The organism is Fluviibacterium sp. S390 (assembly GCF_049800695.1).
Taxonomy (GTDB): domain Bacteria; phylum Pseudomonadota; class Alphaproteobacteria; order Rhodobacterales; family Rhodobacteraceae; genus Meridianimarinicoccus.
Genome location: NZ_JBNAFN010000002.1, coordinates 207250 through 232838, shown reverse-complemented (window position 1 = coordinate 232838; position 25589 = coordinate 207250). Strand labels below are relative to the sequence as shown.

The 25589-nt window shown below is 61.5% G+C and carries 22 protein-coding genes and 1 pseudogene; 21 read left to right on the top strand and 2 right to left on the bottom strand.

All coding sequences use genetic code 11. The features are described from left to right. Positions 1–207: 207 nt before the first annotated feature. From ACP15K_RS03135 to ACP15K_RS03090, 10 genes and pseudogenes are all read left to right on the top strand, one after another. The gene (locus tag ACP15K_RS03135; RefSeq protein WP_424989795.1) at positions 208–2325 is read left to right on the top strand and encodes a ParB/RepB/Spo0J family partition protein; all 2118 of its coding nucleotides are present in this window, start codon (positions 208–210) and stop codon (positions 2323–2325) included. A gap of 98 nt (positions 2326–2423) precedes the next feature. Continuing rightward, positions 2424–3461 carry a DUF7146 domain-containing protein gene (locus tag ACP15K_RS03130; protein ID WP_424989794.1) on the top strand — a complete coding sequence of 346 codons (1038 nt, stop codon included), beginning with the start codon at positions 2424–2426 and terminating at the stop codon, positions 3459–3461. Between the two features lie 330 nt (positions 3462–3791). Continuing rightward, complete coding sequence (locus ACP15K_RS03125; RefSeq protein ID WP_424989793.1) at positions 3792–4727, top strand: DUF2493 domain-containing protein; 936 nt, start codon at positions 3792–3794, stop codon at positions 4725–4727. Positions 4728–5014: 287 nt separating this feature from the next. Next, positions 5015–8617 (top strand): AAA family ATPase, encoded by a 3603-nt coding sequence (locus tag ACP15K_RS03120; RefSeq protein ID WP_424989792.1) that lies wholly within the window; start codon positions 5015–5017, stop codon positions 8615–8617. 129 nt (positions 8618–8746) lie between these two features. Continuing rightward, on the top strand, positions 8747–9163 hold the full coding sequence (locus ACP15K_RS03115) for a hypothetical protein (protein WP_424989791.1): 417 nt from the start codon (positions 8747–8749) through the stop codon (positions 9161–9163). Positions 9164–9716: 553 nt separating this feature from the next. Continuing rightward, on the top strand, positions 9717–10118 hold the full coding sequence (locus ACP15K_RS03110; RefSeq protein ID WP_424989790.1) for a single-stranded DNA-binding protein: 402 nt from the start codon (positions 9717–9719) through the stop codon (positions 10116–10118). Positions 10119–10379: 261 nt separating this feature from the next. Next, positions 10380–10628, top strand: coding sequence for a helix-turn-helix domain-containing protein (locus ACP15K_RS03105; protein WP_424989789.1), 249 nt, complete (start codon positions 10380–10382; stop codon positions 10626–10628). Positions 10629–10716: 88 nt separating this feature from the next. Beyond that, the gene (locus ACP15K_RS03100; protein WP_424989788.1) at positions 10717–10998 is read left to right on the top strand and encodes a DNA -binding domain-containing protein; all 282 of its coding nucleotides are present in this window, start codon (positions 10717–10719) and stop codon (positions 10996–10998) included. 104 nt (positions 10999–11102) lie between these two features. Beyond that, positions 11103–11240: pseudogene (locus ACP15K_RS03095) on the top strand (transcriptional regulator domain-containing protein); the annotation flags it as partial. 25 nt (positions 11241–11265) lie between these two features. Next, positions 11266–11868 (top strand): DUF2285 domain-containing protein, encoded by a 603-nt coding sequence (locus ACP15K_RS03090; protein ID WP_424989787.1) that lies wholly within the window; start codon positions 11266–11268, stop codon positions 11866–11868. A gap of 109 nt (positions 11869–11977) precedes the next feature. On the opposite strand, the gene ACP15K_RS03085 is transcribed toward ACP15K_RS03090, so the two are convergent. Both ACP15K_RS03085 and ACP15K_RS03080 read right to left on the bottom strand, forming a co-directional pair. Continuing rightward, entirely contained in the window at positions 11978–13048 is a 1071-nt protein-coding gene (locus ACP15K_RS03085) for a helix-turn-helix domain-containing protein (RefSeq protein ID WP_424989786.1), read from the bottom strand. Next, a complete protein-coding gene (locus tag ACP15K_RS03080; protein WP_424989785.1) occupies positions 13048–13638 on the bottom strand; it encodes a hypothetical protein in 591 nt (196 codons plus the stop codon). Before ACP15K_RS03080 ends, ACP15K_RS03085 begins: the two co-directional genes overlap by 1 nt. 274 nt (positions 13639–13912) lie before the next feature. On the opposite strand from ACP15K_RS03080, the gene ACP15K_RS03075 reads away from it, so the two are divergent. From ACP15K_RS03075 to ACP15K_RS03025, 11 genes are all read left to right on the top strand, one after another. After that, a complete protein-coding gene (locus tag ACP15K_RS03075; RefSeq protein WP_038076323.1) occupies positions 13913–14197 on the top strand; it encodes a helix-turn-helix transcriptional regulator in 285 nt (94 codons plus the stop codon). 19 nt (positions 14198–14216) lie between these two features. Next, positions 14217–15305: a replication initiator protein A gene (locus ACP15K_RS03070; RefSeq protein ID WP_424989784.1), complete on the top strand. Its 1089-nt coding sequence runs from the start codon at positions 14217–14219 to the stop codon at positions 15303–15305. Further along, the gene (locus ACP15K_RS03065; protein ID WP_424989783.1) at positions 15302–15820 is read left to right on the top strand and encodes a DUF2840 domain-containing protein; all 519 of its coding nucleotides are present in this window, start codon (positions 15302–15304) and stop codon (positions 15818–15820) included. Before ACP15K_RS03070 ends, ACP15K_RS03065 begins: the two co-directional genes overlap by 4 nt. Then, a complete protein-coding gene (locus ACP15K_RS03060; protein ID WP_424989782.1) occupies positions 15817–16407 on the top strand; it encodes a S26 family signal peptidase in 591 nt (196 codons plus the stop codon). The genes ACP15K_RS03065 and ACP15K_RS03060 overlap by 4 nt, the downstream gene beginning before the upstream one ends. Further along, complete coding sequence (locus ACP15K_RS03055; RefSeq protein WP_424989781.1) at positions 16391–16726, top strand: DUF736 domain-containing protein; 336 nt, start codon at positions 16391–16393, stop codon at positions 16724–16726. The genes ACP15K_RS03060 and ACP15K_RS03055 overlap by 17 nt, the downstream gene beginning before the upstream one ends. A gap of 3 nt (positions 16727–16729) precedes the next feature. Next, positions 16730–17473 (top strand): lytic transglycosylase domain-containing protein, encoded by a 744-nt coding sequence (locus ACP15K_RS03050; RefSeq protein WP_424989780.1) that lies wholly within the window; start codon positions 16730–16732, stop codon positions 17471–17473. A 247-nt stretch (positions 17474–17720) separates the two neighbouring features. Continuing rightward, positions 17721–19487 carry a relaxase/mobilization nuclease domain-containing protein gene (locus ACP15K_RS03045; RefSeq protein ID WP_424989779.1) on the top strand — a complete coding sequence of 589 codons (1767 nt, stop codon included), beginning with the start codon at positions 17721–17723 and terminating at the stop codon, positions 19485–19487. A 16-nt stretch (positions 19488–19503) separates the two neighbouring features. Beyond that, positions 19504–21492, top strand: coding sequence for a conjugal transfer protein TraG (locus ACP15K_RS03040; RefSeq protein ID WP_424989778.1), 1989 nt, complete (start codon positions 19504–19506; stop codon positions 21490–21492). A 10-nt stretch (positions 21493–21502) separates the two neighbouring features. Beyond that, positions 21503–21901, top strand: coding sequence for a ribbon-helix-helix protein, CopG family (locus tag ACP15K_RS03035; RefSeq protein WP_424989777.1), 399 nt, complete (start codon positions 21503–21505; stop codon positions 21899–21901). Positions 21902–22176: 275 nt separating this feature from the next. After that, positions 22177–22377 carry a type II toxin-antitoxin system Phd/YefM family antitoxin gene (locus ACP15K_RS03030; RefSeq protein ID WP_424989776.1) on the top strand — a complete coding sequence of 67 codons (201 nt, stop codon included), beginning with the start codon at positions 22177–22179 and terminating at the stop codon, positions 22375–22377. 136 nt (positions 22378–22513) lie between these two features. Then, entirely contained in the window at positions 22514–25549 is a 3036-nt protein-coding gene (locus ACP15K_RS03025) for a type I restriction endonuclease subunit R (RefSeq protein WP_424989775.1), read from the top strand. Positions 25550–25589: the final 40 nt, after the last annotated feature.

Below are 25589 nucleotides of genomic sequence, written 5' to 3'. Positions count from 1 at the left end.
ACAGTATGTTGTGCATAAGATATCCTAAAATGAGCATGAAAGCCTGAGCCGTCGTGCGCGTAGAGTGCGGGTTATTGCCCTTTTTGGTCAAGGACCTGGCAGCACCGACGGTCTAGCGACTGAGAGTGAGAGGGGTGCCGGGTTTTCCGTGACGGGTTTGGAGGTCGGGAGAGAGGCTCCCGGCTGGCCTGTCGCGGAGATATCCCGATGACCAAGCAACAGAAAATCACCCTCAGCGCCTCGCGCGACATCCCCTTCAACAAGCTGATGCTCAGCCACTCGAACGTGCGCCACGTCAAGGCGGGCGTGTCGATCGAGGAACTGGCCGAGGACATCGCGCGACGCACGCTGCTGAGTTCCATCACCGTGCGGCCCGTGCTGGACGAGAGCGGCATGTACACGATCCCCGCCGGTGGGCGGCGGTTCCGGGCGCTCGAGCTGCTCGTGAAGCAGAAGCGCATGAATAAGACAGCACTTGTCCCCTGCATCGTGCGCACCGACGGGCTCGCCGAGGAGGACAGCCTCGCCGAGAACGTCCAGCGCGCGCCACTGCATCCGCTCGACCAGTTCCGCGCCTTCCAGGCGATGCGCGAGAAAGGTCGCACAGAGGAGGAGATCGCCGCCGCCTTCTTCGTCTCGGCCAGCGTGGTCAAGCAGCGGCTGAAGCTCGCCGCGATCGCACCGTCGCTGCTCGACGCCTATGCCGAGGAGGAGATGACGCTCGACCAACTCATGGCCTTCACGGTCAACCCCGACCATGCGCGGCAGGTGCAGGTCTGGGAGGCGCTGCAGCGGCACTATTCGCGGCAGCCTTACGAGATCCGCCGGATGCTGACCGAGGGTGCGGTGCGGGCCTCGGACAAGCGGGCGCAGTTCGTCGGGCTCGACGATTACGTCGAGACTGGGGGCGCGATCCTGCGCGACCTGTTCCAGCAGGACGACGGCGGCTGGCTGCAGGATGCCGCGCTGCTCGACGTGATGGTGCGCGAGAAACTGGCCGAAGAGGCCGAAGCGATCCGCGCCGAGGGCTGGAAATGGGTCGAGGTCGATACCGAATTCCCCTACGGCCACACCTTCGGGATGCGTCGGGTTCATGGCGAGGCGGTGCCGATGACCTGTGAGGAGGCTACCAGCTATCAAGCGCTGAAGGCCGAATACGATGCGCTCGAGGCCGAGCATGCGGAGGCCGACGAGTTGCCCGACGAGGTCGATACCCGGTTGGGCGAGATCGAGGAGGCGATGGAGGCGTTTGAGGCGCGTCCGATCCGGTTCGATGCTGAGGACCTCGCGCTGGCCGGAGCCTTCGTCAGCATCGACAGTTCCGGGCGGCTGCGGGTTGAGCGCGGCTACGTGCGGACCGAAGATGAGCCGGTCGAGGAAGTGGAGGATATCGGGGAGGTCGCACCGGAAGCGGGTTCTGTCGGGGACACCGATGATGTCGTACGGCCTACCGCGGACGAGGAGGAAGAAGACGAGGGCCTCAAACCGCTCTCCGACCGCCTCGTCATGGAACTGACGGCCCATCGGACCCTGGCACTGCGCAATGCTCTGGCCCAGGACCCGCAGGTCGCCGTCCTCGCGGCGCTGCACGCGATGGTCCTTCGGCTCTTCTACCGCTACGCGGTCGACAGCTGCATCGAGATCGAACCGCGCAACGCGGGGTTCGGATCGCAGGTGCCGGGCCTCGGCGACACGGGCTATGCGCAGGCCATCGACCAGCGCCACGAGACCTGGGCGCGCAACCTGCCGAAAGCGCCGGAGGACCTCTGGGAGGCCCTGACCGAGTTCGACAGCTGCAGCCGCGAGGCGCTCTTCGCCCATTGCGTGGCGACGACCGTCAATGCCGTCAACGATCCCTACCAGCGCCGCCCGCGCGCCATCGCGCATGCGGATGTGCTGGCCGGAACCGTCGGGCTCGACATGGCCAAGGCGGGCTGGACGGCGACGGGTGACAGCTATCTCGGCCGCGTGACCAAGGCGCGCATCCTCGAAGCCGTGCGCGAGGCGAAGGGCGAGGCCGCCGCTGACCGGATCGCCGGGCTGAAGAAGGCGGAAATGGTGACCGCCGCCGAGGACCTGCTCGTCGGCACCGGTTGGCTGCCGGACTCACTGCGCACGCTGCCACTGCCGGAAGAGGACGCACCGGAGATCGAGTTGATCGACAACGCGGACATCGCCGATGGAGCCCCTTCGGACGACGATCCCGACAGCGGCGAAGCGCAAACGGCGGAAGACGGCAGCGAAACGGCTATCGGAGATTCCGAACCCTCGGGAGAAGATGATCCCGTCGCCGGTGACGACTTCGCCCGGACTGCCGCCGAGTGATCTTCGAGCAGGTCGGGACCTTCCACCCAGGTTCCTAACACAGGGGCGCGTCAGTCATGGCGGGCCCCTGATTTCGTCCAAGCCTGAAGGAGATCGACATGACAAGCTCCGCCGCCGATCTCTCGCGCCAGCTTGCCGAAAATGCCGAGGCGGTGTGCCGGCATTATCTCTCGAACGGGCGGAAGCAGGGCCACTACTGGCTGGTGGGTGATGTTCGGAACACCGCTGGGCGGTCCATGTTCGTACGCTTGTCCGGGCCAGCCACCGGCACCCGTGCTGCCGGAAAATGGACTGATGCGGCCACGTCCGAGCATGGGGACCTGCTCGATGTCATCCGCGAAACCTGCGGATTGATCGACTTCAAGGACGTCGCCGACGAGGCCCGACGCTTCTTGAGCCTGCCATTGCCCGACCCGGATCGACAGCAGTCTACACGGTCACAGCGACCAGCATCCACAGGATCTCAGGAAGCGGCGCGGCGTCTGTTCGCAATGGGAGTGCGGCTGCGCGGGACACCAGCTGAAACCTATCTGCGCGGGCGGGGGATCAGCGGTTTCGACCAAATGCCAAGCCTGCGGTTCCATCCCGCCTGCTACTATCGGCCCGAGGGTGGCGGGTCGGTTGCGCGGCTTCCGGCCATGCTCGCTGCCATCACCGATCTCGAGGGCCGCCATACCGGGACCCATCGCACCTGGCTGCGCCCGGATGGGAGCGCCAAGGCCGATATCGACACACCGCGGCGCGCGATGGGGGCGTTGCTTGGGAACGGGGTGCGGTTCGGTGCGCCGGGTGACGTGCTCATCGCGGGCGAGGGGATCGAGACGGTTCTCTCCGTACGTTCGGCCCTGCCGGAAATGCCCGCCCTCGCGGCGCTCTCGTCGGGCCACCTGGCCGCCATCCGGTTCCCCGCTGGTCTGCGGCGACTCTACGTGTTGCGCGACCGTGATCCCGCAGGCGCGGCGGCGAGGGATCGACTAGAGGTGTGTGCAGCCGAGGCCGGGATAGAGGCGATGACCCTCACGCCTCGACTGGGCGACTTCAACGACGATCTCCGGCGCTATGGGCTGGCGGCCTTGCAAGCGCGGTTGCGGCTTCATCTCCACGCCGAGGACGCCGCGCAGTTCGTGCCGGTGTGACAGGGCGGCAATCCGGCTGGCGCTGCACGGCTCGCAGCATTGCTTTCGGAGGGGTTTGCCGCGCGGGGTCCCATCCACGGGAAAGGCCGGCGCGCACGGCCTTCTCAGAGGGCAGGGGGCCCACAAGAGGGACGGCCCGGCAATGGCCGCGCTCCGGCTATTTTCCGCCGCGCCTCTGCGGGGCGCTTTGCATCGCGAGGCAAAATAGCCGGGCTTGGCCATCAAGGCCCTCGCGAAAGGCTCGGGCTGCCCGGCCGCCCCGCCCGTGGGCGCGTTCCTGCCACGAAGGCCGCGTGTGGCGCGCGGCTCCCCCAAGGAAGGAACCCGCAGATGACCCACGATCCCGAAACCGATGCCCACGAGCCGCATCACAGCACGTCCTCGACCGCCCATGTCCTGACCGAACTCCAGGTCTACGGCTGGCGCCCCTACGAGGATGAACCCGACCCGCGCCCCTTGCCCGAGGGCAGCCAGATCGCCGGCGCCGTCGCCGATATCCTCGACGCCCTCGTCGCGACGCTGGGTGACACGCGGCTTGAGCCCGATCTCGACGAACTGCTCTGGGGCGCGGTCAACCTCTTCCACCGAGCGCTGACGCGGGCCGAGCGGCAACTCGACGACAACGAACAGGCGCAACGCCGCCTCCAGCGAGAACAGGACGGCTCCGAGGTCAAATCCCTCGAACTTGAACGCCTGGTGGCGGAGGGGCAGAGCATGGTGGAACGGCGCGCGGCGCTGGAACTCTTTCGCGACCTCGCCGCCGAGGGCTTCGATCATCACCTCGGCAAACCCTGGCATCCCCGGACCGGCTCGCGCGTCAGCCATCGCAACCTGACCGCCGCAATGATCGACAGCCGGGATTTCCTCGCTGCCCGCCGACGGGCCGAGGCGCAGCTGCTTTTGCCCGAAGGTCCCAAGGTGGCCGTGACCGGCGGGGCGGATTTCAACGATCACCGCCTGATCTGGGCGCGGCTCGACCAGGTCCATGCCAAGCACCCGGACATGGTGCTGCTCCACGGAGGCTCACCCAAGGGCGCGGAGCTCATCGCCTCCCGCTGGGCTGATCACCGCAAGGTGCCCCAGGTCGCCTTCCGGCCCGACTGGACCAAGCACGGCCGCTCGGCCCCGTTCAAGCGCAATGACGCGATGCTGAATGTGATGCCGATCGGTGTACTGGTCTTTCCCGGCACCGGGATCCAGGAGAACCTCTCGGACAAGGCTCGCAAGCTGGGCATTCCGGTCCTGAAGCATGACAGCGGCGCGTGAGCGCCGCCCTTTCTCTGAAGCGACTCTTGTCTCACAGCGTCGGAACACGAACAGATCCGCAACGTCGAAGAACGAACGCTTGACCGAGATCATCGTCTAGTCTTCCGTAAAGCTATGAAGGACATTGTAAGTCGACTCCCATCGCGAAGAAGGCGACAAAAAGTACGCGGGAAACGCCACGCGGCGTCGCCGGTGAACGGGAGACATCCTCAAAATATATCTAAGTGTCTTCGGTCGAAGATTTGTCAAAACTCGAAGAACCTGTTCTGCATGACGAAAGAGAAACCATGACTGTTCATTTGACCGCGCGAATTGCTTGGCATGACAACGGTTGGGACGGCCGCATTTGCGAACATCCAGAACTAAACAGTTACTGTGTAGGATGCCAGTCCTACCCTGGCGATGTTATTGCCCGTGAGCGACAGATTGATCAGGAAGTGGCAAATGCCGGAAAGCCGATCTCCGATTTAAAAAGTTCTGAGTTACCACCCTGCGTTTATAGTGCCAACGCATTCGGGTCGGACACAATACGTGGATATTCGAATCCACCTGAGTTCTTTTTCGATGGCGCAAGCCGTGCCGAATGGGACATTCCTCCGGCAACAACATGTGTATGGCCATACGAGGCTATGTATAGCGAAGATGTCTACGAGAACGGGAAGCTGGACAACAACCGGCGCTCCGAGAACGCCGACGCATTCTTCGCAAGCATTGAAGCTGCGAACAGCTTGATCTTTTACTATGCGAACTATTCCAACCCCTTCAGCGAGGAAGAAAATCCTCGCTATGTGCTGGTCGGAGTTTCGCGGGTCAAGAACGTCTCCGATCGCCTGCTTTACGACAACGTGAGCGATGACATCAGCGAGAGATTTGCAGGAGGGATGATTTGGGGACGCAACGTGACCTCACTGTACCCCGACGAAGGGTTGCGTCTCCCATATCACATTTATCGAGATGACCCCGAGGCACTCAATAGATTTGTGGTTTATCCGGACAATCCGCGGACTTGCAAGTATGGCGCTCGACTTCTAACCAACGATGACGCTATTGGACTGCTTGAGCAATTTCTCGGATCCATCCGAGAGTTGAGGGCTCTCGGCGATGAAAGCGAGAACTGGGACGAGCGGGAGCGCTGGATTCTTGGTTGCATTGCCGAGCTTTGGAACAAGCGCGGTTTGTACCCCGGTCTACTCAACGTCATGCGGTTTCTTGGAGCCGATCAGGCGACCGACCATGCCCGGCGTCTCATGGCAGAAGGTAAGTCAAAAGAAGCGCACAAGCTCTTCTTTGACGCTGTGGATCATAATTTCGAGGTGGCGCCCTATGGCCTCATGGGAAAGCCACTGGCCAAGCTGGCAAGGCAGTGGTTGCTGAAGCCGGACGATGCTAGGACCCTCCTCAGGGAGGTGCTGCCACGGCTCGAACTGTCTCTCGATCAGATCCAAAGGATTGTCAGCAAAGACGAACGCTTGCGGGCAGAGCATGGCCTGACGGACGATTGCAGTGCCCCGGCGCAGAACCCCTACATTCTCTCGGAAAGATATGTTGGCGAAAGCCCCGATGATACGATCCCATGGGGGACGATTGATCGCGGCGTGCTGCCTTCACCAGAACTTGGAGGCGAGCCTCTTGCGGACATGGAATACGACGATGCAAGGCGCTTCCGCGCGCTTTGTGTCGAGCAGTTGAAAAGAGAGCCAAATCAGACCTTCAGAGCTGCGGGCGGCATTCTCGCCGAAGTGAATGCACGCCTGCAGAAGCTGCCTAAGTGGAAGACCGCCCACTTCACGGAAAGATACTTCGAGGTCGACCGCGTGACACTCGAAGAAGCGCTGGTGTTGCGTGAGGAATCCAACAAGTTGTGGCTTTATTTGCAGAATGTCCATGACGATGAGAGAGACATTGAAGACGCACTGACCCAGCTATCTCGGCGCGCAGAAATCCAATTGCAGCGGCCCTTCTCCGAAAGCGACTGGCAGAATGAAATTCTCGATAAAAAGAGCTCTCTTCTCGCCAAAGCAAGGGAGCAATACACACAGGCTGTGACGGCCCAGGCAGAAGCCTGTGAAGCGATCTTCCGCCGCCCCTTGACGGTCGTCACCGGCGCTGCTGGAACCGGAAAGACGACCGTTATTTGTGCGATTATTCGTGCCGTTCGTCAGACCGAAGGAGACGGCGCGCCTGTTACGGTGATGGCACCGACCGGCAAAGCCTCGGACCGCGTACGCGCCAAGCTTCATGAGCGCGGGATTGACCGGGTTGAAACCTCGACCGTTCACTCGTTTCTGGCCAAGGGCGGCTGGCTGAACAGCAACCTGACATTCAGGCGAAGCGGCGGAAAGCGCGAGGGCAGCGGCACAATCATCGTGGACGAAGCCTCGATGCTCGATCTCGGGCTTATGGCTAGCTTGGTTCGCGCAATCGATTGGCGACAGGTGCGCCGGTTCATCCTAGTTGGTGATCCCAATCAGCTTCCGCCTATCGGTAGAGGCCGAGTGTTCGCGGATACAATTGTCTGGCTCGACCGAAAGGACAACGGAAGTATTGCGCGTCTCGATCAGAATCTCCGGCAAATGGGGAATGCCATTACGGGGCAAGGCACCGCCATACTCGACCTTGCTGACCTGTTCGTAGGTGCGTCTGCGCGTGAGGATGGAGACGCAACCTCACCGCGGGCTGAGGCCCTCTTGTCCTCCGTTCACAAAGGCGGCGATGTTGATACAGACCTTCGCGTCATCTACTGGGACGATCCCGCAAAGCTGGCAGACCGACTAATCAAAGAACTCGAAATGGACATGTCTACGCATACCGGCCAGGCTCTGAATGTGGAAAAGCCCTACGAACTCTGGCGAACTGCGTTTGAATGGATGCCGGAAAAGTACCAGGTCCTCACCCCGCACCGCGCAGAGCTTCACGGCGTTGAAGCTCTGAACGAAGCTCTTCAGCAGCGGGTAGCAAGAGGGACGATGAATTGGTTTGGCGCTGTGGACGGTATCACGCTTTTTGATAAGGTAATCCAATATCGGAACAGGCCAAAATCCAATCCGATCTGGGCGTACAACTTCAATACCCGAAAATCAGAACGGTCAGAGATATTCAACGGTGAGATCGGCTTCGTGCAGAAGCATGGGTTTGACGTGAAGAAGAACCGATTCCGAATGAAGCGGTTTCAGGTCAAGTTTGCAAGAAAGGATCACCTTGGAGTTGCCTATGGGCGCGATCTCCCCAATGGCGGATCGGAAAGCGTGGAAAGCAACCTTGAGCTTGCCTATGCGATATCAGTCCACAAAGCGCAGGGCAGCGAATTTCAGCATACCTATGTTTTGGTACCAAAATCGAAAACGCGCTCGCTATCATCTGAATTGATTTATACGGCGCTGACCCGCGCTACTAGACACTGTACCCTTCTCGTTCAGGGAGATATCTCGACTCTGTTATCGGCCAGGCGGCCTGAAAACACTCAGACTGCTTTGATCAACTCCTCACTCTACGAGGGATACTTCCACGCTGTCCCAGACGAACTCGTCCACCGCAAGGACTGGTATGAAGAAGGAAAAATACATGAAGCGCTAAGTGGGGACATGGTCCGTTCGAAGTCTGAACTGATCATTGCGAACTTGCTTCACGAGCGTGGTGTCGCTTTTGAATATGAAACGCCATTGATCGCGCCCGACGGGACGATGTACCTTCCCGACTTCTCGGTCACTTGGAACGGTGAGAAGTGGTATTGGGAACACTGGGGGATGATGTCATCGGAGAAATACGCAAAGCACAGGGACGAGAAAAAGACTTGGTATGCAAAGCATTTCAATGGAAAGCTTCTTGAGACTTTTGAGGGGCCCACTCTGAGTGCCGACGCAGCTCGGATTATAGATGGCCATTTCTTTTAGGCTTGGGAAATACACAACCTTGGGGTATAATCTTACGAGCAGAACCGGCGAAGCAGCATAGTCGCAGGCGGTGCGCACATTCGGGCAGCCTGTCGTGATCCCCTCAATCACCGACTAATGGAGGCGTCCATGTCGCTTGTTCTTCTTGCCATCTCACTGTCCATCGCTCTTGGCGTGCTTGCCTTCCGCTTTGCGGTCTTCGCACTGCCGGTCATGGCCGGGATCGCCGCGTTCCTGCAGGTTCATGAGGGCGGTGCCGGTTTCGGCCTGTCCTTCCTCGCCGGGCTAGCGGGGGCTGCGGTGTCCGTCGCGCTCGTAATCGCCATTCTCGGTTTCGCTCGAAATCCCTTCTTGCGCCTCGGGGCGCTCGGCCTCTTTGCGGTGCCCGCCGCCGTGGCGGGTTACGCGTTGGCCCATGGCGTCGCGAAACATGCGCTCGATCCAAGTGTCCTGCTGACTCTTCTCTGTGCCGGCTGCGGCGCGGTCGTCGCCGTTGCGGCGATGATCAACCTCAATACCTTGGGCGAGGGGCTTCTCGACCCTTAGCCCTTGGTTGCGGTCGTCCCTCGTCAGTTGATCGCAGGCGCGGTGGAAATCTGCGCTGTGACGGTCCTTGCGTGATCGCAGGTCAAAACCCGGACCATCCCTCTCTTCTCGCATGACTATGGACCAGCCGGGCCTTTGCCAGTGAGCGCGGCGAACGGCGCCTGACGTGCTCGGTTCAAGCTGCGGATTCTGGCCATCGAACACGGCGCAGCGGCGGCAAGCGATGGTGGGCGCGCGAGGCCGATTGTCGATGGGTGCCTGATCTGGGGGCCAAGGAGCCATTCGCGAGGAAGATTGTTCGGCACTGCGTCCCCGTTGGCGCTCCCCCGAGAAGACCTGTCCCTCCTCCTGATTGATCCCCTAAGCCCGTCCGTCCGAGGCCAGCAACCCCGCGCTGCGGGACCCGTGTTGGCGTGTTCCACGCCTGCCCGCGCCACGTCCCGCCTTGGGGGTCGAGCGGACACCGGGGGCGTCCGTGCAGGCCACGTCCAGCGGTCTTTGACGGGCCTCATCGGAGGGACGGTCCCTCCGGATGAAGCAACGGAGACATACCATGCAGAACATCGTCATCCTCGCTGGCAACATCGGCCAGACCCCCGAGACCCGCACCACCCAGGGCGGCACCTCGATCACCACCCTCACCCTTGCCACATCCCGCCCGCGCTATTCCGAAGGCCGGCTCGTCCGCGACGAGAACGGCTACCGCGTCCAGGACACCGAATGGCACCGCATCACCTGCTTCAACGGCCTCGGCAAGACGGTCCAGCAGTACTGCGAGAAGGGGATGAAGCTCCTGGTCCGCGGCCGCATCCACTACACCAAGTGGACCGACGCCGCGGGTGTCGATCGCTACGGCTGCGAGATCATCGCCGAGACGGTCGACTTCCTGACCAAGGCCAAGCAGACCGAGGACGAGGAGCCCTCCTTCATCGACGATGAGGACGACCAGTCCTGACCCCGCAACGAAACCCGGCGGCGCGAGCCGCCGGGTTTCTCCGATGGCCCTGTCCGCCCCCGATCACAATTCGTATCATTCGGCGACATCCCGCCGCGCGCAGCGACCGGATAGGCAGTGAGTCGCGCTTCGGTCAGCCCCCACGGGATCCCGCGCCCGTTACGCCCGCTGACCGTGATGATCACTGGCAAGCCACCGGAAATGCGACTAAAAAAGTCGTAGTTCTGGCATGTGTGAATGGCTGGGTGGGAGGTGATCATCATGATCACCGCCCGACAATCACGGGCCGCGCGCGCATTGCTGGGATGGACGCAGCAGGAGCTAGCCGATAAGGCCCTGGTATCACTGACCGCACTGAAGAGGCTCGAGTCCGAGAAGGATCTTCGCGTCTACGAGTCGACAGAGGATCAGGTGCGCCGGGTGTTCGAGGATGCAGGCATCACCCTTCTGCGTTCGGACAAGGGTGAAGGCGTCTTGATTGACTTGAACAAGGCGGAGAAGGCCAAGTGATCGTAACCAGTTGGCGTGGGTTTCGGTCGCTCGCCTGTACGAAAAGGCAACTTCGGAAGGGGGGTCGTTTCTGCGATCCTGTAGGGACATGGCACAGAGCGAGACGACATTTCTGGATGCGCCGCCGGACAGCGACACGCTGACCGAGTACGATCGTTTACACATGGTCCTATACCTCCGCCTGTTCGATGCTGCCGAGGAAGGCGCCGACTGGAGGGAGGTGGTGGAAATCCTCTTTGGCCTTGATCCGAAAGCGGAACCCCAGCGCTGCAGGGGCGTCTATGATAGTCACTTTGCGCGAGCCCGCTGGATGACGGAGCACGGCTATCGGGAATTGCTTCGGCAGGGGGGCGACGGCCCGAACGGCTGAGTCACGCCGAAACCCGCCGATGGCCGCTGGGCCGGACTCCTGAAAATCAATCAGTACGTGTATAGTTTTCGGCATTTCAGAGATGTTGGCGAACGGGATTTGTCATGCCGTCGGATCGGTCCGGCTGGCGTTCCACGGCCGATTACGACTACGTCGAGCGCCTTGGCGCATCTGATCTGGCATGGGAATGGCTGCGCCGTAACAAGCACTACGCGAAAGACTATGCGACCTTCTCCAAGGCCGCACCGGACGACGCGTCTCTGAAAGATGCGCTCCTCGACAAATGGGGGTTGCGATTTCGCGGCCGATCCCAGCCTCCCGGCTCCAAAGGCCTGCGCACTCTGGGACCCCCGGATCGATTCCTCGGTGGTCGTGCTGCAGAGGGTTCCGGAGGTCCTGAGCGGCGCGGCGGAACCGACGATCCTGCCTGAAGGAACCATCCGTTACGCCCATGACGGTCTCCACCATCTTCTTGGCGTTGGCGGGCAATGTCGCCTGCAGGTTCTGCAATCGGATCCCGACGATGATGCGCTTGTGGCGATCGTCCCACTCGATCAGGATGGCTTTGCCCGTCTAGAGGCTGTCTACAGCTTGCTCGCGCGGCTGCATGGCCGAAAGGTACCTGCAGACAAGCGCCTCACCCGCCAGAAACGACTGCGCGCCAAGCGTATGTTGCAGGCGTTTGACGGGCGCGCGGTCGGCGCGTCGCAGCGCGAGATAGCTGAAGTGGTCTTTCGGCTGTCTAGGGTGAGCCGGGACGAGTGGCAAAGCGCGCCGGAGCGCTTCACGGTTATGGCCTTGCTGCGCGATGCCCGAAAGATGGTTGAAGGTGGTTACCTGGGGCTGCTTGGCCGTCGGGTCCTGAAATGATCCAGGATCAAGCCTGTCATTTGCCACGGCGCGGGTGCGCCAAAGTACTGATCGGTTCAAATCTGCTCAGTCGCTCGTTTACAGTCCACTTTTGTCCGCGTTTCCTTGTCTATTTCACAACTCGCAGGCGGGTTGTGGTTCCTGGAAGCGGGTGGAGCGCGCGCAAGTCGTCTTCACTCGAGCGTAGCGCTTGGGCGAGATCCGACACCCCGTAGCCAAGCTCTTCGAGATGAAGCCTCACAATCTCGGGGAGAACTGTTGGCATTTCGACCTTGAGATCGAGTTCGGGAGGCTCCGTCTTGCGGTAGCCCATCGAGCTCATTTGCCGCCAGAGATACTGACTTTGGTTTCCGGTAATCGTCCCAATCTCTTTCGCTCGGTAAAGAAGCGCCGCCATCGACACGCGCCAAACAGGTTTCAATGCGGCCAGGTGCTGGATCGTAAGGCGCCGGCTGGAAAGGTGGGGGCGAATATCGCGCGCCGGCATAAGCAGCGCCGACGCGAACGCGTTCGCCTCGTCTTCCATGTCCGGCGACGGCACCTGATGCATGACAACATGCCCAAGCTCGTGCGCGAGGCTGAATCGCTGCCGATCAGCCGGCATGTTGCGGTTGAGGAAGATGCACGGTGGCATGTCCGGTATCTGAACTGTGAAGCCATCCACCTTGAGCGCGGCGAAGTCGCAATGGACGACGATGCAGCCTGCTCGTTCTATCCATGCGACAAGTTCCCGGATCGGTCCCGAAGGTGCGAGCCAGGTGCGCCTGATGAGATCCGCGATACGTTCGGGGTCGCCACCGTATTCGTCGACATCCAGACGTGGAAGGGACAACTCCGGCTCCAGCTCCGCTGCATCGAGCAGTCTTCGGATATGAAGAATCCTGATGTTGAGTTCAGCTTCCAGGCGCTCGATCGCCTTCTGCCCAACACTCGCCCGCTTCCGGTATTGCACGCTCATCGGCAGGCCGATGACTCGGTCGTTCTGGAAGAAGAAATCGACCGGAAAACCCAAAGCTTCGCTGACGCTCGTCAACACTTCATCGGTCGGGCCGATCAGCCCGTTTTCAAGTTTCGAAAGATTTGCCTGTGACACTCCTGAGCGCGCGGAAAGCTCTGTCTGACTCCATCCCCGCGCCTGCCGCGCGATCCGCAGCAGGTCCTGATTGAAATCGGCCGGCATCAGTCTTGACGCTTCTTGCGGTCGTCCGCGGTGCCTTTGAGCTTGACGATGGACGCTGCGGGACGTTCGGGCTTCGGCTCGGGCATCGGCAACGAAACCGTGGCCTCGTCCGCATCCAGAAAGCTGTATTCCCAAGCGATCTGATCGCCGTTGCGGGCAACGACGCAGATGTCGGCGATCTGCGTTTCAAGACGATTCAGTTTGTACACGACCTCGACGCGTTGGACCTCCGGCAAGCCGAACAGGTCCTCGTCATGATCGTGAAAAGCGAGCGCCAGTTGCGTAGCGACATTCGACGAGCGGCCCGTCTCATCTGCTTTCTTGAACCGAAACAGAACAGTGTCCCGCACTAGGAACTTCATTGTCTCGTGGCCGTCGATCACATGGACAGCATCATGGTCAAGGAGGGCATTGTTCGCGCGTTCGATGATCTGCTCCCACACAAAGTTCGCGCGGCTACGTTTGTATCGCCAGACGCCGTTGCGATCGCTGACCAGCCAGTCTTCCCACGCCTCTCGGATCGCGGAAACGACCTGCTCGCGGATTTCGTCCAGAACGGGACGCACGTTGGCTTCGCTTGGAATCGGCATGCTCGGGCCTCGCTTGTTTTGGAAGACTGTAGTCGCGCGGATTTACAAAATCAACCGCAAAATATTCACGGAACAATTCCGCGGGTTCGAAGCCTTGTAGCGCTTTTCTCCTGTTTCACAGTCACGAGAGATGGTCGACGAATCGACCTCTTCTTCAAGTGTGCGATTACCGCACCCCCATCTTCGCACTCCATCCAGCCTGTCGCACTTCGCCATCGTGGCCGCAACCAGCCGCCTTTGTCCGGCGGCCTCACGGACCCCACGGAGGCTTTCCATGCGACCCGATCACGCTCCCCTGCCGCCACGCTATCTGCGGACCAAGGAGGCCGCGCAGTTCCTCAGCCTATCCGCGCGCACCCTCGAGAAGCACCGCACCTATGGCACGGGTCCAGCCTATCACAAGCTGGGTGGACGCGTCGTCTATTCGATCGAGGATCTCGAAGCCTGGGTCCAGCGCGGTGCTGTGACCTCGACGTCTGATCCGCGCGGTGGCCGGGTACTACCCGCGAAGCGCCATGTGCTGACCGCGACCCCGCCCGCGGGCCGGGCCTTCCGCTGATCCGGTCGAGGCGTCCAAGATGTCCCGCAATGCGTCAGAACGCGGCCAGCTCGATCTGTTCCACGCTCTCCCCGGCGAGTTCGCGGTGCGGGACGCGCAGGACCTCATGTCCTATCCCTTCTTTTCCTTGTCCAAGAGCCATCGCACCCGACCCATCGAGTTCGCAGCGGGCGGTGTCGAAATCCGTGTCGAGGCCGTGGCGGACCACGGGATGGCCACGATCTGGGATGCGGATATTCTGACCTGGGCCGCCAGCCAGATCGTCGAGGCACGCGATTCCGGGTTGCGTACGTCGCGGCTCATGGCGGCGACGCCGTACCAGATCCTAACCTTCATCGGTCGCGGCACGTCGGCCCGGGATTATCATCGGTTGAAGGCCGCGCTGGACAGGTTGCAGTCGACGACGGTCTGCACCTCGATCCGCCAGCCCGTCGAAGGGCGTCGACACCGGTTCTCCTGGATCAACGAGTGGACGGAGCGGACCGATGCGAGCAGCCGCCCGGACGGGATCGAGCTGATCGTGCCGGACTGGTTCTACCGGGCGGTGCTCGATGATGCGCTGATCCTCACCATCGACCGCGCGTATTTCGACCTGACGAGTGGCCTCGATCGCTGGCTCTATCGGCTGGTGCGCAAGCATGGTGGCCGTCAACGGGCAGGATGGCGGTTCGAGTTTCGGCACCTCCACGTCAAATCCGGCAGCCTTTCTCCCTTCAAACGCTTCGCCTTCGAGCTGCGGGACATCATCCGCCGGCAGCCCTTGCCGGGCTATCGCCTGGCGCTCGAAATCGAGGCGCGGGGGCGTCGATTGCTCGCCTTCGAGCCCTGTGGACAAGCTGTGGATTGGCTCGTGCCATCGGGAACCCCCGGTATCGTGCCATCAGGAACCGAACCCTCGTGCTATCGGGAACCTGAACCGGGCGCATCCTCTTCAAATGGCGGCAGAATTCGTGCCCGTAACTTTGAGTCTAACATAGAATCTAACTCTTCTTGCGCGCGGCTCGCTGGGGACAAGTCGGGGGGCGCACGCTTTCAGCCCCTCAAATCCGGCCCTGGCGAGGACGTGCCTGAGCTGGCTATCGGCGTGCCGAGGGGGGCGAAGACATGAGCCCGGTCCGCTCCCAACCGCGCCAGTTTGATGCGCAGACAGATGGACGCGATCCTGACCTAACCTTTGTCGAACTGACGTGGAAGGAAGGCCGGGTCGAGCAGTGGATCCGGTTCGGTGATCCGGTCTGCGAAGAACGTCTTGGTCCTCACCGCCGCCGCTTCGGCTTCACGCCGGGCGCCATCTTTGGTGTCAATCGTTGGGCGGCCAACGCCTATGGCACGGTCCTCTCGCTCTTCGACGTCCTGCAGGCGGCAAGAGTCGGAACCGCCATCCAGACGCTGCCCTATCTGCGCCCGGGGGGCACGTTACTGCTATCCACCCACGGCTGGCCCAAGGTCGAACGCGTCTTGCAGGCCATCGACGCGATGGAGGTGCTCGGTATCGACCCGGCGGATGCCTCGCCGGACTACTGGCGACACCTCCACAATCGCCTGACCACCGCGCAAGCGGCCCATCCCTACACCCGTCTCCAGCACCGGGCTTGGCTCAAGCGGCGGAGTCTCGGGCTATGAAGGCGCGGCGCACCATCGCCTGGACGACGGTCCTGTCGATCACCCTGATCGTCATTCCCGTCATCGTTCAATGGTCGCCGCGTTTACTGTGGAATGCCAGCGCGAGCGTTCCAGTAGGTCTCTATCGGTTGCACCTGGTTGAACAAGTGACCGTCGGAGATCTGGTTGCGGTTCGGCCGCCACCAGCGCTTTCGGACTACCTCGATGCGCGTGGGTACCTACCGCGCGGCGTGCCGCTGCTCAAGCATGTCATGGCGCTCGAAGGCGCTTTGGTCTGCCGCTCGGGTGACAGGGTCACCGTCGATCATCGTCTTCTCGGCGAGGCCCATGGGCAGGACCGAGTAGGCCGCGCTTTGCCCATCTGGCAGGGCTGTCATCGACTTGGAGCTGACGAAGTCTTCCTCGTGAACCCGGATGCGCCGGACAGCCTGGACGGGCGGTACTTCGGGCCGTTGCCGCTTACCACGATCACCGCCCGGCTGACACCACTTTGGATCGTCGACGACGTCATCACCGCAGAGCCGGCGCATCCAGAACCCACACTACACCGCAACAGAAAGGAGGCACGCCATGCCCCAGATCGGTGAATTCACCCGTACGAAATCCGGCTTTGCGGGGTATGTCCGAACGCTGACACTGGAACTTGAGGTCTCCCTCGACAAGGTCGAGGCGACCGAGGCCGAGAACGGCCCGGACTACCGCCTCTTGCACGGAGACGGTGACCTCGCCCGTGAAATCGGCGCGGCCTGGGCGCGCACCGGGGAGAAGGCCGGCGAGTATTTCTCCGTGCTCATCGATGACCCGATGCTGGCGCAGCCCATCCGCGCCAACCTCTTCCGCAACGGTGAAAGTTCGGTCTGGTCGCTGCAGTGGACCCGTCCGCCGAAGCGCAACGGGGCGGCGTGAGCGATGGCGCTGATCAGCTTGAAACGCAGCAACCGGATCACGGTCGAGCGACCCTGCATCGCGCAAATCTGGGCTGCCTTCCTTCTTTCCGGCCTTGCCGTGACAACACCGACCAGTGGTCCGGCTCTCGCCGAAACTCCGGCCGTCATCCGTGATCCGGCCCGCGATCCTTATGCTGCCGCCATCGCCGAAGCCTCCGCGCGCTTTGCGATCCCGGAACATTGGATTCGCGCCGTGATGCAGGCCGAAAGCGCGGGCGATCCGCATGCGGTCAGCCATGCCGGGGCCATGGGGCTTATGCAGGTCATGCCCGGAACATGGACCGTCTTGCGGCAGGAGCACGGTCTCGGCGCTGATCCTTTCGATTCGCGCGACAACATCCTTGCAGGCACGGCCTATCTGCGCGCCATGCTCGATCGCTATGGCACCGTCGGTGGAATGCTTGCCGCCTACAATGCGGGGCCGGGCCGGTATGACGCATACCTCTCGGAGGGTCGTCCGCTGCCCGCCGAGACCCGCGCTTATGTCGCGATGCTGGCTCCGCGCTTGGACGGCACTGCGCCGCTCCCGAGCCGCGAAACCGTCGCCGATTGGCGCGATGCGGCCCTCTTCACCGACAGATCGACGGAGCGTCCGCAGCGAAATGCCGGCAATCCGGATGCAGGGCGACCGCCGCTTGAAACGGGTTCAGCCGCCCCAGATCCCGGCTTATTCGTTGCCCGGCCCGGCGCGGAGACACGGCCATGACCGCGATCGCGGTTTCTCGGGCTCTGGAGGGCCATGTCGCAACCGTGGCGGAAGGGCGCGCTCGGACAACGGGCGGGAAGAGAAAAGGGCAAGATAAAAGGGCATGCCACGAATGCCGCAAGTCCCTGACAGGACTGGCGTTTTCGCGTGCATGCCGGTCGGTCGTGTGCAGGTTTCGAGGATTTTTCCTGCGATTTCAATGCTCCGGCATGCACAGGGGTACTTCCGCCCTCGGATGGGGCTGTGCATGACCGAACCCGAGCAAGACTTCCGCATCAGGCCCGGAAAGCCCCGCAGCACGCGTTCCCCGCGTCCGAAAGGCTTCGTGGACCAGGTGCTGCGGGCTGCTCACAAGGCAGGTCACGTTTCGACGCGGCCAGGCGGCAAACAGCGAAGCCATTCTAGCTTTGGGCGCGGGCAAAACCGATTTGGCAGATCGCGGCTTTTCTCGTCATCGCGCCGGGTCATGATCGCTGCCCGCATCGCCCGCCACAAGGGCCGGGCCTATCGCGCGGCTCCGCTCTCGACCCATCTCGCCTATCTGCGCCGCGAAGGCGTCAGCCAGGACGGGGCGAGGGGGCTGCTCTTCGATGCCGAGACCGATGGTCTGGATGGATCGGACTTCGCAGCACGATGCGAGGATGACCGGCATCATTTCCGCTTCATCATCTCGCCCGAGGATGCCGCAGAGATGGAGGACCTGCGCGGCTTCACCCGTGATCTCGCGCGCCGCATGGAGGCCGATCTCGGAACGCGGCTCGACTGGGTCGCTGTCGACCACTGGAACACCGACAATCCGCATGTGCATCTGATCGTTCGCGGCGTGGATGATCGTGGCGGCGATCTCGTCATCGCGCGCGACCACATCAGCAGCGGGCTGCGGTCCCGTGCTGAGGATCTGGTCGCGCTGGAACTCGGGCCCAAGCCGGAGCACGAAATCCGGCATGCCCTCGAACGGGAGGTCACGGCTGAACGCTGGACGCGCCTCGACCGGGAGCTGCGCCAGCATGCCGACGATCTCGGCTTCATTGATTTGCGGCCCTCAGCACCCGGACCTGAGGATCCGCAAATCCGCCGGTTGATGATCGGCCGCCTTCAGCATCTTCGCAAACTCGGTCTCGCCTCCGACGGCCGCCCCGGCGAATGGATGCTGGGACTCGAGGCCGAACGCACGCTCCGCGATCTGGGCGAGCGTGGCGACATCATCAAAACCATGCACCGCGCCTTCGCCGAGCGCGGGCAGGACCGCGGCTTCTCCGACTTCGCTATCGACGGCGGCGGGGCTGGGGACCCGATCATCGGGCGGCTAGTCGAGACCGGCTTGCATGATGAACAAACAGGCGCCGCCTATGCCGTGATCGACGGCACGGACGGACGCGCGCATCATGTCCGGTTTCGCGGTCTGGACGCCTTCGAGCACACGCCCGCGTCTGGCGGCATCGTCGAGGTCCGCCGCTTCGGAAGTCCGGACGATCCGCGCCCGACGCTTGTCCTGGCTAACCGGTCCGATCTTGACCTGCAAGGCCAGATCACCGCGCTCGGCGCGACCTGGCTCGATCACCGTCTGGTCGAACGTTCCCGCATGCCGCTTGCGATGGGTGGGTTCGGGGCGGAGGTCCGGGAGGCGCTCGATGCCCGCGCCGAGCATCTGATGGATGAAGGGCTGGCCCACAGGCAGGGACAGCGGATCATCTTCCAGCGCAACCTCCTCGCGACCCTGCGGCAGCGCGAGCTCGACGCCACGGGCCGCACGCTCGAGGCCGAGACAGGCTTGCCACATCGTCCGGCAAAGTCCGGTGAGCATGTGTCCGGCATCTACACCCGACAACTCCGTCTGTCCTCCGGCCGCTACGCGATGATCGAGGGTATCTGCCCTGACGGCGGTCGCAGTTTCCAACTCGTCCCCTGGTCCCGAGAGATCGAGCCCCGTCTTGGCCAGCACATCACCGGGATCGCGCGCGGCGGCGGTGGGATCGACTGGAGCCTCGGGCGCAAGCGCGGGCTCGGAATCTGACGAAAGGACCCTGACCATGACCGCTACGAAAATCCTCTGGGGCCAGATCCTCGCCGTCTTCCTGATCGTGCTCACGACGACTTGGGGCGCGACGCAATGGGTGGCCTGGCGCTTGGGGTTTCAGGCGCAGCTGGGCAGCCCGTGGTTCGAGGCCTTCGGCATGCCGATCTACCCGCCGCCCGCCTTCTTCTGGTGGTGGTACTTCTACGATGCCTATGCGCGCACGGTGTTCTGGGAGGGCGGCGCGATCGCGGCCTCGGGCGGGTTCATTTCCATCGCTGTCGCCATAACCATGTCCGTGATCCGGGCGCGCGAGGCCGCCGACGTCGATACCTATGGTACTGCCCGTTGGGCGAACAGGGCCGAAGTCGAGGCCGCCGGGCTGCTGGGTTCCGATGGTGTCGTGCTGGGCAAGCTGGATCAGCACTACCTGCGCCATGACGGGCCGGAGCATGTACTCTGCTTCGCGCCGACCCGGTCAGGAAAGGGCGTGGGCCTTGTTGTCCCGTCGCTCCTGACCTGGCCGGGCTCCGCCATCGTGCACGACATCAAGGGCGAGAACTGGGACCTGACGGCCGGGTTCCGCGCGCGCCATGGCCGGGTGCTGCGTTTCGATCCGACCAGCATGACCTCTGCCGCCTATAATCCGTTGCTCGAAGTGCGTCGAGGTGAGTGGGAGGTTCGCGATGTCCAGAACGTGGCCGATGTGCTTGTCGATCCCGAAGGCTCTCTGGAGAAGCGCAACCATTGGGAAAAAACCTCGCACTCGTTGTTGGTCGGCGCGATCCTGCATGTGCTTTATGCCGAACCGGACAAGACCCTGGCCGGCGTTGCCGGTTTCCTGTCCGACCCGCGCCGTCCGATCGAGAAAACGCTCGAAGCCATGATGGCGGCGCGTCATCTGGGAGAGGCCGGCCCGCATCCGGTCATTGCCTCGACCGCGCGGGAGCTTCTGAACAAGTCCGACAACGAACGCTCAGGGGTTCTCTCGACGGCCATGTCTTTCCTCGGCCTCTACCGCGACCCGGTTGTCGCCCATGTGACCAGGCGCTGCGACTGGCGGATCGACGATCTGATCGGGGCAGAACACCCGACGACCCTCTACCTCGTCGTGCCGCCCTCGGACATCTCGCGCACCAAGCCGCTGATCCGGCTCGTGCTGAACCAGATCGGTCGCCGTCTGACCGAGGATCTGAAGGACACGCGCCGCCGTCATCGCGTGCTCATGATGCTCGACGAATTCCCCGCACTCGGGCGGCTCGATTTCTTCGAAAGCGCGCTGGCCTTCATGGCGGGCTACGGGATCAAGAGCTTCCTGATCGCCCAGTCGCTCAACCAAATCGAGAAGGCCTATGGCCAGAACAACGCCATCCTCGACAACTGCCATGTCCGCGTGAGTTTCGCGACCAATGACGAAAGGACCGCCAAGCGTGTCTCGGATGCGCTTGGAACGGCAACCGAGATGAAGGCGATGAGGAACTACGCCGGCCACCGGCTGGCGCCCTGGCTGGGTCACCTCATGGTCTCGCGCTCCGAGACGGCGCGCCAGCTGCTGACGCCGGGCGAGATCATGCAGCTCCCGCCCGACGATGAAATCGTCATGGTTGCAGGTTCCCCGCCGATCCGGGCGAAGAAGGCGCGGTATTTCGAGGACAGGCGGTTCGTCGATCGCATGGTGCCGCCGCCAGAACCGCAGCAAGGCATGCCGATGATGCAGGATGATCCATGGTCATCTTTCCCGACCATCAAAACCGATACACCCTCGTGCGCATCGGTGCCGTCGGGTGAAGCTGATGAGGCGAACGCAGGCCTGCGTCGGGAACCGGAGTTGGCTGAGCATGTGGCCGTAGCCCCTGAAAAGACCGCCGAATCGGCACGTGAATTCGAGATGATGCTCGACGACGAAACGGAGGAAGCTGCACGACAACGGCAGGCCCTACGCAAGCAAATGGGGCAGGTGGCCCGGCAGGCTTCCCTCGACCGCAATGACGGCATCGATCTCTGAGGGCACATCCATGCGCGACCGTCTCAATCTGTCCCTGCCAGCCGAACTCATCGGGCGGATCAATGACATCGCCGACCGGAAACGCGTGACCCGCTCGGCATTCGTCGAGGCGGCGGTCGAATCCTTCCTCTCACCCGATCACGCCGACATGCAGGAGGCCGCCCTAACGCGCCGCCTCGATCGCCTCTCCCGCCAAGTCGCCCGCCTCGAACGAGACCAGCGGATCACGACCGAGACCCTCGCGCTCTTCGTCCGCTTCTGGCTCACCATCACCCCGCCGATTGCGCCTGAGCAGCAGGCCGCGGCGCAGGCCAAAGGGCGGGAACGGTTCGACGGATTTGTCGAGACCTTGGGCAAGCGGGTGCAGAAGGGGCGATGGTTCGCTGATGAGGTGGTGGGGGATCAGTGATCCCGAAGACGATTGCAGGCCAGCATGTCATCGCAATATGTTCAACTTGAGATCATGCGTTGACCATACACACGCTTCGATACTTTCAGCGGGCTCGAGCCACCGGCCGTGTAGCGTGAACAAGACCGACCAATCTATTGACCTAAAGAACCTTTTTCATGGCTGTTCTATGTCCACTACTCGAGCCAGGGGCTCAGGCTCCTTTCCGAATAGCACATGTTGCAAAGATCGGCCAAAATGGCCAAAAGTATCCAAGAGCTTAGGCGGGGAGCAGCATGCATACTCTAAGCGCGAAAGACGCCAAGTACGGCTTCGGCCGCCTGATCGATCTGGCTCGGACTGAACCGGTCGCGGTTGCAAAGCACGGCAGACCCGTCGTTGTGGTCATGGCAATCGAAGAGTACGATCGTTTGAAGGGTATTGAAGTGGGCCAAAAAAGCAGCCCCAACAATAAGACCAATGGGGCGGATGAGTGATTAAGCTGTTAAGTTGTAAAGAAGTGATTGAAGGTCCCTTACGTCAAGATTTCGGGCGTAACGAAGCTTTCCACATCAGAACGAGAAACGTGATGCGGTCGATGGGCATGATCATACGATGACTGCTGAAACGACCATGAGCAAAGCAGAGCGCGATCTTGAAGAGGATCTGGTCGCAAAGCTCCGCGATCTCAAATATGAGTATCGACCCGATATTCGTGATCGAGCAAAGCTGGAAGAGAACTTCAGGCAGAAGTTCGAACAGCTAAATCGTGTCACGCTCACTGACGGCGAATTTCAGCGGTTGCTCGATGAAGTCGTTACCGCAGACGTTTTCACATCAGCTCGTATCCTTCGCGAGCGGAACAACTTCACGCGCGATGACGGCACGCCGCTGAACTACACGCTCGTTAACATCAAGGACTGGTGCAAGAATTCCTTTGAGGTAGTCAACCAGCTCCGAATCAACACAGACAATAGCCACCATCGCTATGATGTCATACTTTTGATCAACGGCGTGCCGGTCGTTCAGATAGAGCTTAAGACACTCGGCATAAGCCCGCGTCGTGCCATGGAGCAGATCGTCGATTACAAGAACGACCCCGGCAACGGCTACACTAGGACCATTCTGTGCTTTCTGCAGCTCTTTATCGTGAGTAATCGCGATCGGACTTTCTATTTCGCGAACAATAACACCCGCCATTTTTCCTTCAATGCCGACGAGCGCTTTCTGCCGGTCTATGAATTTGCGGATGTCGAAAACAAGAAGATTGTGCATCTCGACAGCTTCGCCGAAACGTTTCTCGCAAAATGCACCCTCGGCCAGACGATCAGCCGCTACATGGTTCTTGTGGCAAGCGAGCAAAAGCTCCTGATGATGCGGCCGTATCAAGTCTATGCGGTGAAAGCGATTGTCGACTCCATCGCCCAAGACTGCGGCAATGGCTACATCTGGCACACGACTGGCAGCGGCAAGACGCTTACGTCCTTCAAAGCGTCAACGCTTTTGAAGGACAATCCCGACATTGAGAAGTGCCTCTTTGTTGTGGACCGCAAGGACCTCGATCGACAGACGCGCGAGGAGTTCAACAAGTTTCAGGAAGGATGCGTCGAGGAAAACACCAACACCGCTTCCCTTGTTCGCCGTCTTGTTTCGGATGATTACGCCGACAAGGTTATCGTCTGTACGATCCAGAAGCTTGGGCTCGCACTGGACGAAAACAGCAAGCGCAACAAGCAGCAGAAGAAGGACGGCAAGAAGAGCTTCAAGGAACAGTTGGAGCCCCTGCGCGACAAGCGTATCGCCTTCATCTTTGACGAATGCCACCGTTCCCAGTTCGGCGAGAACCATAGGGCCATCAAGGAGTTCTTCCCGCGTGCCCAACTCTTCGGCTTTACGGGAACGCCCATCTTCGACCAAAATGCCGCCCAGCAGAAGATCGAAGACACCCAAGCCAGCATGAAGACGACGGAAGACCTCTTCCAGCAGCGCCTTCACACCTACACGATCACCCACGCCATCGAGGACGGCAACGTCCTGCGGTTCCATGTCGATTACTTCAAGCCACAGGGCAAAACCCTGCCCAAGCCGGGCGAACCTCTGGCGAAACGGGCCGTGATCGAGGCGATCCTCGCCAAGCATGACCAAGCCACCGGTCAGCGTCGTTTCAACGCCCTGCTTGCCACATCGTCGATCAATGACGCCATCGAATATCACGCACTCTTCAAGACCATGCAGGCTGAGAAGTTGGCTGCCGATCCCAGCTTCCAACCACTGAACATCGCCTGCGTTTTCTCCCCGCCCGCCGAGGGCAATCCGGACGTAAGGCAGATCCAGGAGGACCTGCCGCAGGAGAAGGAAGACAACGCGGTCGAACCCGATAAGAAGAAGGAGGCGCTTAAGGCCATCCTCGCCGACTACAACGCCCACTACGGCACCAACCACAAGATCGGCGAATTCGACCTGTACTATCAGGATGTGCAGAAGCGCATCAAAGACCAGCAATGGCCGGATACCGACCTGAAAACGGCTTATCCCAATCAGCCACAGCACAAGATCGACATCGCGATTGTCGTCGACATGTTGCTGACCGGTTTTGACTCCAAGTTCCTGAACACCCTCTACGTCGACAAGAACCTGAAGCATCATGGCCTGATCCAGGCCTTCTCGCGCACGAACCGGGTGCTGAACGCCACCAAACCCTATGGCAACATCCTCGACTTCCGCCAGCAACAGGGCGCGGTCGATGCCGCCATCGCGCTGTTCTCAGGTGAAGCCGCTGCCGAAAAGGCCCGCGAAATCTGGTTGGTAGACAAGGCCCCCGTGGTTATCCAGAAACTGGAAAGCGCGGTGCAGAAGCTCGACGCCTTCATGAAGTCCCAAGGCCTGGATTGTGCCCCCGAAGCCGTTCCCAACCTCAAGGGCGACGCGGCGCGTGCGTCGTTTATCGAGCATTTCAAAGAGGTTCAACGGCTCAAGACCCAGCTTGATCAGTACACTGACCTCACTGACGAAAACCGCAGTGACATCGAACAGGTCCTGCCGCGCGACAACCTCTTGGGCTTCCGCGGTGCCTATCTCGAAACGGCCCAACGCTTGAGGGCCCAGCAAGGCAAGGGCATCGATCCCGCCGATGGCAAGCCGAGCCAGGACGCCGACCAACTGGACTTCGAGTTCGTCCTCTTCGCCTCGGCCGTGATCGACTATGACTACATCATGGGCCTGATCGCCCGCTATTCCGAGGCGACGCCCGGCAAGCAGAAGATGAGCCGCGAGGAGCTGATCGGCCTGATCCAGTCCGACGCCAAGTTCATGGACGAGCGCGAGGATATCGCGGCCTATATCAAGACCCTCAAGGCGGGCGAGGGGCTCAGCGAAAGGGCCATCCGCGACGGCTACAGCCGCTTCAAGGCGGAGAAGAACGCGGCGGAACTGGCGGACATAGCGGACAGGCACGGCCTGACGACCGAGGCGCTGCAAGACTTTGTCGACACCATCCTGCAACGCATGATCTTTGACGGCGAACAGCTCACCGATCTGATGGAACCCCTTGGCCTGAATTGGAAGACGCGGCGGGTCAAGGAACTGGACCTGATGGCCGACCTGATGCCGCTGCTGCTGAAGCGGGCCAGTGGGCGCGAGATTTCGGGGCTGAGCGCTTATGAGCAGTAAAGCAAGATCGTCAGCCGGAGAGAGTAGCGGGACCGCATTG

Bases quoted from the DNA above. Each gene is read 5' to 3' on its own strand.
- ACP15K_RS03065 (WP_424989783.1), top strand. From the start codon at position 15,302: ATGAGCCCGGTCCGCTCCCAACCGCGCCAGTTTGATGCGCAGACAGAT.
- ACP15K_RS03025 (WP_424989775.1), top strand. From the start codon at position 22,514: ATGAGCAAAGCAGAGCGCGATCTTGAAGAGGATCTGGTCGCAAAGCTC.
- ACP15K_RS03105 (WP_424989789.1), top strand. From the start codon at position 10,380: ATGATCACCGCCCGACAATCACGGGCCGCGCGCGCATTGCTGGGATGG.
- ACP15K_RS03055 (WP_424989781.1), top strand. From the start codon at position 16,391: ATGCCCCAGATCGGTGAATTCACCCGTACGAAATCCGGCTTTGCGGGG.
- ACP15K_RS03130 (WP_424989794.1), top strand. From the start codon at position 2,424: ATGACAAGCTCCGCCGCCGATCTCTCGCGCCAGCTTGCCGAAAATGCC.
- ACP15K_RS03030 (WP_424989776.1), top strand. From the start codon at position 22,177: ATGCATACTCTAAGCGCGAAAGACGCCAAGTACGGCTTCGGCCGCCTG.
- ACP15K_RS03080 (WP_424989785.1), bottom strand. From the start codon at position 13,638: ATGCCGATTCCAAGCGAAGCCAACGTGCGTCCCGTTCTGGACGAAATC.
- ACP15K_RS03085 (WP_424989786.1), bottom strand. From the start codon at position 13,048: ATGCCGGCCGATTTCAATCAGGACCTGCTGCGGATCGCGCGGCAGGCG.
- ACP15K_RS03035 (WP_424989777.1), top strand. From the start codon at position 21,503: ATGCGCGACCGTCTCAATCTGTCCCTGCCAGCCGAACTCATCGGGCGG.
- ACP15K_RS03115 (WP_424989791.1), top strand. From the start codon at position 8,747: ATGTCGCTTGTTCTTCTTGCCATCTCACTGTCCATCGCTCTTGGCGTG.
- ACP15K_RS03040 (WP_424989778.1), top strand. From the start codon at position 19,504: ATGACCGCTACGAAAATCCTCTGGGGCCAGATCCTCGCCGTCTTCCTG.
- ACP15K_RS03060 (WP_424989782.1), top strand. From the start codon at position 15,817: ATGAAGGCGCGGCGCACCATCGCCTGGACGACGGTCCTGTCGATCACC.
- ACP15K_RS03070 (WP_424989784.1), top strand. From the start codon at position 14,217: ATGTCCCGCAATGCGTCAGAACGCGGCCAGCTCGATCTGTTCCACGCT.
- ACP15K_RS03045 (WP_424989779.1), top strand. From the start codon at position 17,721: ATGACCGAACCCGAGCAAGACTTCCGCATCAGGCCCGGAAAGCCCCGC.
- ACP15K_RS03135 (WP_424989795.1), top strand. From the start codon at position 208: ATGACCAAGCAACAGAAAATCACCCTCAGCGCCTCGCGCGACATCCCC.
- ACP15K_RS03110 (WP_424989790.1), top strand. From the start codon at position 9,717: ATGCAGAACATCGTCATCCTCGCTGGCAACATCGGCCAGACCCCCGAG.
- ACP15K_RS03100 (WP_424989788.1), top strand. From the start codon at position 10,717: ATGGCACAGAGCGAGACGACATTTCTGGATGCGCCGCCGGACAGCGAC.
- ACP15K_RS03090 (WP_424989787.1), top strand. From the start codon at position 11,266: ATGCGCTCCTCGACAAATGGGGGTTGCGATTTCGCGGCCGATCCCAGC.
- ACP15K_RS03125 (WP_424989793.1), top strand. From the start codon at position 3,792: ATGACCCACGATCCCGAAACCGATGCCCACGAGCCGCATCACAGCACG.
- ACP15K_RS03075 (WP_038076323.1), top strand. From the start codon at position 13,913: ATGCGACCCGATCACGCTCCCCTGCCGCCACGCTATCTGCGGACCAAG.
- ACP15K_RS03050 (WP_424989780.1), top strand. From the start codon at position 16,730: ATGGCGCTGATCAGCTTGAAACGCAGCAACCGGATCACGGTCGAGCGA.
- ACP15K_RS03120 (WP_424989792.1), top strand. From the start codon at position 5,015: ATGACTGTTCATTTGACCGCGCGAATTGCTTGGCATGACAACGGTTGG.